The following is a 12,204-nucleotide window of genomic DNA, read 5'->3' as shown; positions in this document are numbered from 1 at the left end:
GCCGCTGCTGGAGAGCCGGGCCGGCGATTCCACCCGCGCGGGTGACACGTCTCGGCCGCGGGTGGGCGCGCCTACGCTGCAACCGGCGTCCTGCCGACCGAGCTCCGAGGAGGGGACCGCGATGACCACCCGGGACACCCCACCGGCTCCGCCGCTCCCGATGGCGCCCGACGCACCCCCGACCCTGCGGCCGCGGCCGGCCGGCCGGCGGCCGCGCACCGCCACGGGACCTCCCGGCCAGGGCGCCATCATGGACTGCGCCGTCTACGTCGACGGCCGGCGGCAGGAAGCCGTCTCACCCGGGGACGCGCTGCGGGTGGCCGAGGAGCGCGGCGGCTACGTCTGGCTCGGTCTCTACGAGCCGACCGAGGCCGAGCTCGAGGCGATCGCGGACGAGTACGACCTCCACCCGCTCGCCGTCGAGGACGCCGTCTACGCCCACCAGCGGCCCAAGCTCGAAAGCTACGACGACGCGCTGTTCATGGTGCTGAAGACCGCCACCTACGTGGAGCACGACCAGCTGACGGCGACCAGCGAGGTCCTCGACACCGGCGAGGTGATGGTGTTCCTCGGACCGCGGCACGTCATCACCGTCCGGCACGGCGAGCACGGTGGCCTGGCCGAGCTGCGGCAGCGGCTGGAGCAGCAGCGCGAGCTGCTGTGCCTGGGCCCGGCCGCGGTGCTCTACGCGGTGGCCGACCTGGTCGTGGACACCTTCGTCGAGGTCGTCGCCGCCGTGGAGGAGGACGTCGAGGAGCTCGAGGCGTCGGTCTTCAGCCCCCAGCGCACCGACGACATCGGCCGGCTGTACCAGCTCAAGCGGGAACTCATGGGGCTGCGGCGGGCGGTCCTCCCGCTGGAGGCGCCGCTGCAGAAGCTCGCCGAGCGGCCGGTCGAGGTGGTAGCGGACGCCATGCGCTCGTACTTCCGGGACGTGCACGACCACGCGATCCGCGTGCGCGACCAGGTGTCCGGCATGGACGAGCTGCTGACCTCGATCCTCCAGGCGTCCCTGGCCCGGGCGACGATGGCCGACAACGAGGACATGCGGAAGATCTCGGCCTACGCCGGCATCATCGCCGTCCCCACCGCGATCGCCGGGATCTACGGCATGAACTTCGAGTACATCCCGCTGTCCACGTCGGCCTGGGGCTTCTGGCTCATCGTGCTGGTGATCCTGGGTTCCATCGCGCTCCTCTACACCGGCTTCAAGCGCAGCGGCTGGCTCTGACCCCACCGTTCGTGCACGGAGCGGTGTCTCGGCGCGCCGGACGCGACCGTTCGTGCACGAACGGCGCCGCTCACCGCGCCAGCGCGGCACGGATCCGGGCCAGCAGCCGCTCCGGGTGGTGCATGTCGGCGGCCGTCACGTAGAGGACCCGCCAGCCGGCCTCCTGCAGCCGGTTGATCCTCCGCCGGTCACGGGCCAGCTCCCCCGGTGCACCGTGCCACGCGCCGTCGTACTCGACGGCGACCTTCACGTCCGGCCAGGCGAAGTCGACCCGCGCCACGAACTCGCCGCCGTGCCGCACGACGAGCTGGGCCACCGGGACGGGCAGCCGGCCGCGGTGCAGGAGCAGCCGCAGCCGGGTCTCCTGGGGCGACTCGGCACGACCGTCCGCCAGCTCGCACACCGCCCGCACCCGCGCGGGGGCAGACCCGGGTGGCCGGACACGCGCCCTGAGCCGCCGGAGATCCAGCTCGGTGGCCGCGACGAGCTGGTCGACCGCGACCACGGCCTCGTCCCGGGGCAGCGCCCGGGCCAGCCGCAGCGCGGTGGCCGTCGGCGTCGTGACCTGCACGTGGTGGCGCAGCACGACGTCCGTCTCCGGGAGGGGCGAGCGCCGGACGACCAGACCGGGATGCCGTCGAGGGTGCGTCCCGGGCGGGACGGTGACCTCCACGTCGTCCCGGACGTCGGCCAGGTCGACTCCCCACAGCACGGCCGCGCTCGCCCCGGTGACGACCGCGCCGGGGAGCAGCACCGCGGCCGCGGCACGGGCTCGGAGGCCGTGCGTGTCCGGGACCCGGGCGTCGACGTACACGTCCTGGAAGAGACGGCGCCACGCCGGCCCGCGCAGCTGCTGCCGGGTCAGCCACCCGGCACGGACGACGGCGCTCCCGCGGAAGAACCTGCCGCACAGACGATCTGGGACGCGGGGCTGCACGGGCACCGCGGCAGGCTGCCCGGGCCGCGCCCGGAGCCGGCCGCCGTCGTCCACAACGTGCCATTCGTGCACAGAAGGTGGTCGCCGCTGGCCGGAGGCAACCGTTCGTGCACAGAAGGCGCTAGGGACCGGTGTCAGGTGGACTTGGCGGCGACGACGGCGTCGTAGACGGTGCGCCGGGGCAGCCCGGTGCGGGTGACGACGGCGCGGATGGCGTCCTTGCGGGTCGCGCCCGCGGCCTCCTCCACGGCGACGGCGGCGGCCAGCTCGCCGGCGGTCAGCTCCACCGCCCGCTCCGGCGCCCCGGCCACCACGAGGGTGATCTCGCCGCGCACCCCCTCGGCCGCCCAGGCCGCGAGCTCGGCCAGCCCGCCGCGGCGAACCTCCTCGTAGGTCTTCGTGAGCTCCCGGCAGACGGCGGCCTCCCGCTCGCCCCCGAAGGCGCCGGCCGCGTCGGCGAGCGCGTCGGCCAGCCGGTGCGGTGACTCGAAGAACACCATCGTGCGGCGCTCGTCGGCCAGCCCGGCGAAGCGGGACCGCCGCTCGCCCCCCTTGCGCGGCAGGAAGCCCTCGAAGCAGAAGCGGTCCACCGGCAGCCCGGAGACCGCCAGCGCGGTGGTCACCGCCGACGGCCCCGGCACCGAGGTGACGTCGATGCCGGCGTCGATCGCCGCCCGCACCAGCGTGTAGCCGGGGTCGGAGACCGACGGCATGCCGGCGTCGGTCAGCAGCAGCACCGTGGCCCCCGAGCCGAGCGCCTCGAGCAGCCCGGGCAGCCGGGCCCGCTCCACCGACTCGTGGAAGGTGACCACCCGGCCGGTCAGCGTGACCTCGAGGTCGGAGGCGAGGCGGTGCAGCCGCCGGGTGTCCTCGCACGCCAGGACGTCGGCCGACGCCATCGCGGCGCGCAGCCGCGGGCCGACGTCGCCCGGCTGCCCGAGGGGCGCGCCACCCAGCACCAACCGTCCGCTCACACGGATGAGCCTGTCACGGCCGGTCTCCGCACCGGCGCCCCTACCCTGGCGGCATGGCGGTGGTGGCACCCGAGCGGGCAGGGTCCTCCCCACCGGCCCCCGGGCGCCCGCCGCTGCTGCGGCCACGGCGGCCGGCTCCCCCGCGGCGCCGGGTGGACGCCGTCCGACACCTGCCCGACGACCGGCGGACGGCGTGGATCGTCGCCGCCGTGCTGGGCGCGGTGGCGCTCACCCTGCGGCTGTGGGGCATCGGCTACCCGCGCGACCTGGTCTTCGACGAGGCGTACTACCCGCCCGAGGCCCGCGAGCTGCTGACCTGGGGCCACGAGTACAACCGCGGCTACTCCTTCATCGTCCACCCGCCGCTGGGCAAGTGGCTGATCGCGGCCGGCGAGCAGGTGTTCGGCTACACCTCCTTCGGCTGGCGCTTCCCCTCGGCGGTGGCCGGTTCGATCGCCGTCGTCGTGCTGTTCCGGCTGGCCCGCCGGCTGAGCGGCTCGACGCTGGTCGGGCTGTTCGCCGGGGTGCTCCTGCTGGTGGACGGCTTCGCGTTCACCCTCGCGCGCGTCGGCCTGCTCGACGTCTTCCTGCAGGTCTTCGTCCTGGGCGCGGTCGCCTGCCTGGTGGTGGACCGCGACGTCGTCCGGGCACGGGTGCGGGCCGCGCCGCAGGTCGGGGGCGCCGGCTTCCGGCTCGGGCCGCGCGGCTGGCGGATCGCGGCGGGGGTGCTGTTCGGCTGCGCCTGCGCGGTGAAGTGGAGCGGGGTCTGGTTCCTGGCCTTCTTCGCCGTCCTGGCGCTGTTCTGGGACCGAGCGGCCTGGTGGGAGGCGGGGGTGCCGCGCCCGACCCGCACGGCCGCCCGCCGCGGGCTGCCCGGAGCCCTGTGGGCGCTCGCCGCCCTGCCGGTGCTCACCTACCTGGCGTCGTTCACCGGCTGGTTCCTCGGCGAGACCTCCCAGGGCCGGGCGTGGGCGCAGCAGAACCCCGGGACGGCGTTCCCGTGGATCCCCGGCCCGCTGCGCTCCCTGTGGCACGAGCACGCCCAGTGGCTGACCTTCCACAGCGGCCTGTCCAGCCCCCACCCCTGGGAGTCCGGCCCGTGGTCGTGGCTGGTCGACGGGCGGCCCATCCTCATGTGGAACCCGCAGGGCATCGTCGACGACCGGGGCGAGCAGGTCGTCCGCTACATCCTCATGGTGGGGACGCCGACCCTCTGGCTGGCGTTCGTGCCGGCCGTGGTGTGGCTCTGCTGGCGGATCGTCGCGCGGCGGGACCCGGCCGCCGTCCCGGTCGCCGTCGGGATCGCCGCCGGCTGGCTCACCTGGTTCGTGAACCTCGACCGGACCATGTTCATCTTCTACATGGCGCCGGTCGTGCCCTTCTTCGTGCTGGCGGTCGCGCTGGTGCTGCAGGACGTCGTGGGTCCCCGGGACGCCGGGCCGCTCCGCCGGCAGGCCGGGCTGGTGGCCGCGTGCGGCTACGTCGGGATCGTGGCCGCCACCTTCGTCTTCTTCTGGCCGGTCCTCACCGGGCAACCGCTGTCGCACGCCGAGTGGCTGCAGCGGATGTGGTTCCCCTCCTGGTTCTGACGGTGGGGCAGGCGGGTCCGCCGGTGCCGATGGGCGCCGGAACGGGCCCGGCACGTCACGGACGCCGCCACCGGGTCGACGGCTGATCCACACTCGGGTGCACAGCACCGGTACCGCACGCTCTCGATGGGCGATCCGTCGGCCCGGCGCAGTCCGCACGGGGAGAGCGCATGCCACCGACACCTGAGACCACCACGCGGCCGGGACCGTGGCGGGCCGTGGAGCAGCGACTGGTGCACAAGGTGGCGGCCGGCGAGGTGCTGGTCACGGACCTGGCGCCGGTGAGCCCCGGCCTCGTCGCCGTCGCGGCCCGGTGGCCGGCCGGCCACCGGCTCTACGACCGGCGGGCGGGCACCGTCGGGCACCTGCTGCTCGTGGTCGAGACGATCCGCCAGGCCGGTCTGTGCGTCGCGCACGCCCACCTCGGCGTCCCGCTCGGCGAGCAGTTCATCTTCCACCGCATGTCCGTGCGCCTGGCCGCGCCGGTCGCCGAGCTGGCCGGCACCGAGCCCGCCGGCACGGTCACCACCGTGGAGCCGAGCCCCCGGTTCCGGGGCGGCCGCCCCTCCGGGGCGGTGCTCGCCGTGGAGATCCGGCACGAGGGCCGCCTCTGGGCCAGCGCCGAGGCGGACTACTCGTGGACACCCCGGCGGGTGTACGACCGGCTGCGCGCCGCCGGGCGCGCCGTGCCGCCCCCCGGTGCCGGCCCGCTGGTGCCGCACCCCCGGGGTCCGGGGTACGACGGGCGCTCCGCGGGGGGTCGGACGCCGGTCGCCGTCGACCTGACCGACCCCACGTTCTTCGACCACGAGCTCGACCACCTGCCCGGGATGCTGCTGATCGACGCGGCGCTACGGGCCGCGGCGGCCCGGGCCGGGGCCCCGCTGGTCGGGCTCGACGTGACCTTCGACCGGTTCGCCGAGCTGGACCGGGACACGTGGGTGCGCACCCGGTCGGTGCGGCACGCGGGCGGTCCTGCGGTGGACGTCCGGCTCGGGCAGGGCGAGGAGCCGGTTGCCCGGGCGAGAGTCCTCGCCGAGGAGGGTGGCGAGCCGGGGCTCAGGCCGGCGGCGCGGGCCGCAGCTGCGGCAGGACCAGCGCCCAGAACCCGTCCAGCCGCCCCGGCAGGTCCCGCCGGGCGCTGAGCTCCTGCGACACCTGCTGCATGCCGAAGAAGCTGCCCACGATCACCTGCGCCACGCTCGCCGCGTCGACCGCGGCGTTGATCTGCCCGCGCTCCTGGCCGTCGGCGATCAGCTTGGTGAGCGCCTGCTGCCAGCCGACGTAGGGCTGCGGCAGCTGGGCCATCGCCGTCGCCGGCAGCTCGGACATGAGCCGCTTGGAGGCCCGGGTGACCGGGTCCTGGGCGAACTGCTCCCCCGCCACGTACGTGACGGCGACGAGCGCGTCGAGGGCGTCGTCGTGCGCGCTGAGGACACCGCCCAGCAACGCCGGCCAGGTGTCGAACATCTGCCGGACGACGGCGACCGCGACGCTCTCCTTGGAGGCGAAGTGCCAGTACAGCGCGCCCTTGGTCATCCCGGTGCCCGCGACGATGTCGCTCAGCGACGTGGCCGCGTACCCGCGCTCGCTGAACTCCCGGGCGGCGACGTCGATGATCAGCTGCCGGGTGGCGGCGCTGTCGCTGCCGCGCCCGCGCGCGCGACGGGACGGTGCCGCGGCGCCCACCGGTGCCTCAGACATCACTCGCCTCCCGCCCGGGACGCCGTGCCCCGTGTCGCCGGGGCAGCGTAGCGGCCGGCACCCACCGACGGGGCCGGACGCGACGCGAACGGCGCCGCCGGGAATGGAGATCCCCGACGGCGCCGGCCGTTGTCCTGGTGGAGCTGAGGGGATTTGAACCCCTGACCCCCTCGATGCGAACGAGGTGCGCTACCGGTCTGCGCCACAGCCCCAAGTGCTGGAGGAAGACTACCGCCCGGCTCCCCCGGCCCCACCACCGGGGCGGGGCCGGGGGGCGTGTCGAACCGCTCAGCCGTTGACGACGCGCGGCGGCTGGTACTCGTCGATGTCGGCGAAGCCGATGTCGTCGTCGTCCAGGCCCACCACGGCGCTGTTCTGCCAGCCGGCCGGCGCCGCGGCGCGCGCGGCCACGGTGCGGGCCGGACGCAGGGTGTGCACCGGGGCCAGCGGGAGGCTCGGATGCGGCAGCAGCGGCAGGGCCTCCTGCGCGACCGTCTCGTGCGCCACGGCCGGCGGTGCGGTCCGCTGGACCGGGGCGGGACGCGCCTCCGGACGGGCGGGGGCGCGCATGGCCTGCCGGGCGGCGGCCCGGGCGGCGCGCCGGGCGGCCAGCCGCTCGCGGCGGGCGACCTTGCGCAGCACCAGCACGTAGCCCACGGTCGCGAGGGCGAAGAACGCCTCGGCGATCCACAGCCACGGGGTGAGCAGCAGCGCACCCGCCAGCGCGGCCAGGGTCGCCACGACGAGGGTGCCCAGCGCCCGGCGCCGCAGCGCGTGCACGTCCACCTTCAGCTCACCGGTGGTCCGCAGGACCTCGCGGTCGACCGCCACCTTCTCGGTCTCGGCGTGCCGCACCGGGTCCACCGTCCGTCGCCGCTGCAACGTCCGCCCCGAGTCGGCAGCCTCCACCCGGCCGTCCTGCGCGTCGCCGCGGGTCACCACCATGGGCACCAGCACGACGAACCACAGCACGACCAGAGCGGCCAAGAGCACGCCCGATCCCATACGAACACCACCTGTCACATCCGTCACTCGCCCGGCGAGATTAAGCAGCCGCGACACCCGGATCGGGGAGGCGCGCGGGAGTGTCGCGCGAGTCGTGGGACCGGTGTGACTCGGGACGGCGTGTCCCCGCCGCGCACCCGCACCCGGACCGGGGCGCGTGCTATGTCGGCGAGCCGATCAGTCGACGGGTCGACCCGGCGCCATCTGCTGCCAGCGGGCGAGCGCTCCCCGGGGCAGGTCCTCGGCCAGCAGCGCGTAGCTCAGGTGGTCGCGCCAGTCGCCGTCGATGTCGAGGTAGCGGCGCAGCAGGCCCTCCCGCTGGAACCCCAGCCGCTCCACGAGCCGCTGGCTGGGCCCGTTCTCCGGGCGGATGTCGGCCTGCAGCCGGTGCAGCCCGGCCGGGCCGAACGCGTGGTCGCAGACCAGCGCGACCGCCAGGGAGGCGTGCCCGCGCCCGGCCACGGCCGGGTCGATCCAGTAGCCCAGGTACCCCGACCGCAGGGCGCCCCGGACGACGTTGTCCACGGTGACCTGGCCGGCCAGCCGGCCGTCGACGCGGACGGCGAAGGGCAGCGAGGTCCCCTGCCGCGCCCGGGCGGCCATCATCCGCCGCATGGCCCGGTAGGCCGCCGGGGTGTGCCGCGCCCGCCAGGCCACCGCCGACGTGGGCTCCCACGGCCGCAGCCAGCTCTCGCCGGCCAGCCGGAGCTCGCTCCACGCCACCGCGTCCCGCCGGCGCAGCGGGTGCAGTTCGACCGGCCCCCAGGCCAGCCGCGCGGGCCAGCCGGGGTGCGGCACGGGATCGATCACGGCGCCGGTCAGCCGCCGAGGAGCAGGGGCATGACGGTGACCAGCCCGCCGGCGGCCACCTCGGTGACGTCCTCGTCGATCACGATCAGGCAGTTGGCCCGCGCCATCCGGGCCAGCAGCGCATCGGTCGCCTCGCCGACCGGCTCGACGACGTACCCGCCGTCGGGGTGCCGCATGACGGTGCCGTGCAGGTACTGGCGGTAGCCCAGCGGGGAGAGCAGCTCCTGGCCGGCGATCGCCTGGACGGTGCGGCGGAACAGCTGCCGCTTGCCGAGCATGAGCCGGATGGCCGGCCGCACGAACACCTCGAAGGAGACCAGCGCCGCCACCGGCTCCCCGGGCACGCAGATGACCGGCACCTGGTCCCGGCCGAGCCGGCCGAAGCCCTGGGCCGGGCCGGGGTGCATCGCCACCTGGCGGAAGCGCATCGGGCCGAGCTCGGCCAGCGCCTCCTGCACCACGTCGAACCCGCCGCTGGCAAAGGTGCCCGAGACGAGCACGAGGTCGCTGCGCAGCAGCTGGCTCTCCAGCACCTCGCCCATCCGCCGCCGGTCGGCGGGCAGGATGCCCGACCGGTAGGCGTCGGCGCCCGCGTCGCGGGCGGCCGCGGCCAGGGCGTAGCTGTTCACGTCCACCGCCTGGCCGGGCGCGGGCGTGGCGGCGACGTCGACCAGTTCCGTGCCGGCGCTCAGGACGACGACGCGCGGCCGGGGCCGGACGAGCACCCGTTCCCGCCCGACGGCGGCCAGCAGGCTGATCTGCGCCGGGCCGATCGGGGTGCCGACCTGCACCGCGGAGTCGCCCGGGGCGACGTCGTCGCCGGCCCGCCGGACGTAGCTGCCCGCCGGCGGCCCGGCCTGGACCGCGACCTGCACCGCTCCCTGGTCGGTCCAGACGGCGGGGACCACCACGTCGGCACCGGCGGGGAGCATCGCCCCGGCGGCGACCTTGAGCGCGAGTCCCGGGCCGATGGACGACGGCGCGGCCATCCCCGCGACGCTCTCCCCCACCACCGAGAGCGCCACCGGCTCGCGCACGGAGGCGGGAGCCACGTCCTCGGCGCGGGCCGCGTAGCCGTCCAGCGCCGCCTGGTCGAAGGCCGGCAGCGCCCGCTGGCTGACGACGTCCTCGGCGCAGAGCAGGCCCTGGGCGTCGAGGACGGCCAGCTCGATGGCGTCCGGCTGCGGCACCGCCGCCAGGATCTCGTCCAGGTGCCGCTCCACCGTCCGCACCAGCGGGGAGGCGTCCGAGCGGCCGTCAGCGGGCAGCGGGACGGGCCCGGTGACCGAGCCGGGGGCCGGCCGGGGTGCGGGCCGGGGTGGCGGGGCCGGGGGCCCGGCGGGGCGGGGCGGCGCCATGGGCATGTCCACCTGCGTGGTGTCCCGGTGCACCCGGGCGCCCCCGCCGCCGTTGTTGCCGTCGTCGCTCTGCCCGGACATCCCCACCACCGTCGTCCTGCCGGGCCACGTGCCGGCGCCGGCCTGCACCGCGCGGCCGGTCCCGGGAGGGACCTGGGCCGCGCCGCGGTCCGATCGTGCCCCCAGGGGCGCCGGTCAGGACGGCGACGCGCCCTCGGCGGGCAGCTCGGTCACGAACTCGCGCAGGAACGCGGTGAACGACGGCCCCAGGTCGTCGCGCTCGGAGGCCAGCCGGACGACGGCCTTGAGGTAGTCCAGCTTGTCGCCGGTGTCGTAGCGGCGGCCGCTGAAGACGACCCCGTGGACCGGCTCGCCCCGCTCGACCAGCGTGGCGAGGGCGTCGGTCAGCTGGATCTCCCCGCCGCGGCCGGGCGGGGTCTCGCGCAGCACGTCGAAGATCTCGGGGGCGAGCACGTAGCGGCCGATGATGGCCAGGCTGCTGGGCGCCTCGTCGACCGGCGGCTTCTCCACCAGGCCGGTGACCGCCACGACGTCCCCGCCGTCGGCCGTCGGCTCCACGGCCACGGCGCCGTACTTGTCGATGTTCTCCCGGCCCACGTCGAGCAGCGCGATGACCGACCCGCCGTGCTGGGCCTGCACCGCGAGCATCTGCTCCAGCAGGTGGTCCCGGGCGTCGATGAGGTCGTCGCCGAGCAGCACCGCGAACGGCTCGTCACCGACGAAGGCCGCCGCCTGCAGCACCGCGTGCCCGAGCCCGCGGGCCTCCCCCTGGCGGACGAAGTGCACCTGGGCCACGTCGGTGGACTCCTGCACCGCGGCCAGCCGGCCGGCGTCGCCCTTCTTCTCCAGGGCGCCCTCGAGCTCGGGGGTCCGGTCGAAGTAGTCCTCGATGGCCGCCTTGTTGCGGCCGGTGACCATCAGCACCTCGGGCAGCCCCGCGCGGGCGGCCTCCTCGACGATGTACTGGAGCGCCGGCCGGTCCACCACCGGCAGCAGCTCCTTGGGCACGGCCTTCGTCGCCGGCAGGAAGCGGGTGCCCATGCCTGCGACGGGGATGACCGCCTTCCGGGCCCGGCGGGTGCTGGTGATCGGCATGGCGGCAGCCTAGCCAGGCCCCGCGGACGGGCGTGTCGGTCGGGCGGCCACGTCACCCGACCGGGCAGGCGCTACCGGCCGGTCACTGGGACAGTGATCGCCAGCCTCGTCACCGGCGACGACAGGAGTTCGCGTGTCACCCGAGATCGTCACCATCCTGGCCCTGGTCGTGATCTTCGCGATCGCCACGCTCCTGCCGATCAACATGGGCGCGCTGGCGTTCGTCGCCGCGTTCGTGGTCGGCACCCTGTCGGTCGGGCTCTCGACCGACGACATCCTCGCGGGCTTCCCTGCCGGCCTGGTCCTGACGCTGATCGGCGTCACCTACCTGTTCGCCATCGCGCAGAACAACGGCACGGTCGACCTGCTGGTCCGCGGCGCGGTGCGGATGGTCGGCGGTCACGTGGCCGCCATCCCCTGGATCATGTTCTTCGTCACCGCGCTGCTGACGGCGATCGGCGCGCTCTCGCCGGCGGCCGTGGCGATCATCGCCCCGATCGCGCTGAGCTTCGCCGCGCGGCACGACATCAGCCCGCTGCTGATGGGGATGATGGTGATCCACGGCGCGCAGGGTGGCGGGTTCTCGCCGATCAGCGTCTACGGCGTCACCGTCAACGACATCGTCGAGCGCTCCGACCTCGAGGGCAGCCCGCTCGCGGTGTTCCTCGGCGCGCTGTTCTTCAACATCGCGATCGCCGTCGTGCTGTTCTTCGTGCTCGGCGGCCGGAAGCTGCTGGGCCGGAAGGTCGGCGCCGAGCCGGTGCCGCACAGCGAGCACGCCCACGGCACGGTCGTCCGCGGGCACGGGGCCGCTCCCGGGCCGGGCGTCGGGGGCGACGACGACGAGCACGTGCACCCCGACCGGCCCGAGCCGGTCGGCTTCGAGCAGGTGCTCACCCTGGTCGGCCTGCTCGTGCTCGCCGTCCTGGCCCTGGTCTTCGACCTGGACATCGGCTTCGTGGCGATCACCGTCGCCGTCGTCCTCGCGCTGTTCTCCGCCCAGAAGCACAAGGGCGCGGTCACCCAGATCAGCTGGTCGACGGTCCTGCTGATCGCCGGCGTGCTCACCTTCGTCTTCGTCCTCGAGGAGGCCGGGACGATCGACTACGTCGGTGACGCGGTCATCGGCCTCGGCGCACCGCTGCTGATCGCCCTGCTGCTGGCCTACATCGGCGGCGTGGTGTCGGCCTTCGCGTCGTCGACGGCGATCATCGGGGTGGCCATCTCGCTCGCGGTGCCGTTCCTGCTGGCCGGCGAGATCGGGGCCGTGGGCGTCGTGGTCGCGCTGTCCGTGGCCTCGACGATCGTCGACGTGAGCCCGTTCTCCACCAACGGCGCGCTGGTGCTGGCCAACGCGCACGGCATCGACCGTGACCGCTTCTACAAGCAGATCCTGGGCTACGCCGGGATCGTCGTGGCCGTCGGACCGCTGCTCGCGTGGCTGGTGTTCGTCGTCCCCGGCTGGCTGTGACCGAAGGGA

The 12,204-nt window shown here is 75.2% G+C and carries 11 protein-coding genes and 1 tRNA gene; 4 read left to right on the top strand and 8 right to left on the bottom strand.

Annotation, left to right across the window (positions count from 1 at the left end; all coding sequences use genetic code 11):
- Positions 1-121: 121 nt before the first annotated feature.
- Positions 122-1,231 (top strand): magnesium and cobalt transport protein CorA, encoded by a 1,110-nt coding sequence (locus BD833_RS15700; protein WP_166534081.1) that lies wholly within the window; start codon positions 122-124, stop codon positions 1,229-1,231.
- Between the two features lie 70 nt (positions 1,232-1,301).
- On the opposite strand, the gene BD833_RS23295 is transcribed toward BD833_RS15700, so the two are convergent.
- Together BD833_RS23295 and rsmI are read right to left on the bottom strand one after the other, a co-directional pair.
- Positions 1,302-2,174, bottom strand: coding sequence for an endonuclease domain-containing protein (locus BD833_RS23295; protein WP_166534080.1), 873 nt, complete (start codon positions 2,172-2,174; stop codon positions 1,302-1,304).
- 128 nt (positions 2,175-2,302) lie between these two features.
- Positions 2,303-3,142, bottom strand: a complete 840-nt coding sequence (gene rsmI / locus BD833_RS15690) for a 16S rRNA (cytidine(1402)-2'-O)-methyltransferase (protein WP_166534079.1) — start codon at positions 3,140-3,142, stop codon at positions 2,303-2,305.
- 53 nt (positions 3,143-3,195) lie between these two features.
- Here rsmI and BD833_RS15685 point away from each other — a divergent pair, with 53 nt between their 5' ends.
- Together BD833_RS15685 and BD833_RS15680 are read left to right on the top strand one after the other, a co-directional pair.
- Positions 3,196-4,731, top strand: coding sequence for a dolichyl-phosphate-mannose--protein mannosyltransferase (locus BD833_RS15685; RefSeq protein ID WP_166534078.1), 1,536 nt, complete (start codon positions 3,196-3,198; stop codon positions 4,729-4,731).
- Positions 4,732-4,901: 170 nt separating this feature from the next.
- On the top strand, positions 4,902-5,876 hold the full coding sequence (locus tag BD833_RS15680) for a ScbA/BarX family gamma-butyrolactone biosynthesis protein (protein ID WP_166534077.1): 975 nt from the start codon (positions 4,902-4,904) through the stop codon (positions 5,874-5,876).
- On the opposite strand, the gene BD833_RS15675 is transcribed toward BD833_RS15680, so the two are convergent.
- The 6 genes from BD833_RS15675 to galU form a co-directional block, all read right to left on the bottom strand.
- Positions 5,791-6,435, bottom strand: coding sequence for a ScbR family autoregulator-binding transcription factor (locus BD833_RS15675; protein WP_166534076.1), 645 nt, complete (start codon positions 6,433-6,435; stop codon positions 5,791-5,793). The two genes, BD833_RS15680 and BD833_RS15675, sit on opposite strands and share 86 nt — an antisense overlap.
- Before the next feature lie 135 nt (positions 6,436-6,570).
- Positions 6,571-6,647 (bottom strand) — tRNA-Ala (locus tag BD833_RS15670).
- Between the two features lie 76 nt (positions 6,648-6,723).
- Positions 6,724-7,428 (bottom strand): hypothetical protein, encoded by a 705-nt coding sequence (locus BD833_RS15665; protein WP_243737701.1) that lies wholly within the window; start codon positions 7,426-7,428, stop codon positions 6,724-6,726.
- Between the two features lie 189 nt (positions 7,429-7,617).
- Positions 7,618-8,250, bottom strand: coding sequence for a GNAT family N-acetyltransferase (locus BD833_RS15660; protein ID WP_208092704.1), 633 nt, complete (start codon positions 8,248-8,250; stop codon positions 7,618-7,620).
- Positions 8,251-8,258: 8 nt separating this feature from the next.
- Positions 8,259-9,689 carry a molybdotransferase-like divisome protein Glp gene (gene glp / locus BD833_RS15655; protein ID WP_208092703.1) on the bottom strand — a complete coding sequence of 477 codons (1,431 nt, stop codon included), beginning with the start codon at positions 9,687-9,689 and terminating at the stop codon, positions 8,259-8,261.
- A gap of 114 nt (positions 9,690-9,803) precedes the next feature.
- Positions 9,804-10,724, bottom strand: a complete 921-nt coding sequence (galU, locus tag BD833_RS15650) for a UTP--glucose-1-phosphate uridylyltransferase GalU (RefSeq protein WP_166534074.1) — start codon at positions 10,722-10,724, stop codon at positions 9,804-9,806.
- 133 nt (positions 10,725-10,857) lie between these two features.
- Here galU and BD833_RS15645 point away from each other — a divergent pair, with 133 nt between their 5' ends.
- A complete protein-coding gene (locus BD833_RS15645; RefSeq protein ID WP_166534073.1) occupies positions 10,858-12,195 on the top strand; it encodes an SLC13 family permease in 1,338 nt (445 codons plus the stop codon).
- Positions 12,196-12,204: the final 9 nt, after the last annotated feature.

Source organism: Blastococcus xanthinilyticus, assembly GCF_008124835.1.
GTDB lineage: Bacteria > Actinomycetota > Actinomycetes > Mycobacteriales > Geodermatophilaceae > Blastococcus > Blastococcus xanthinilyticus.
Note: the sequence above shows the minus strand (reverse complement) of the source record. Positions and strands in the feature narration are given on the sequence as shown.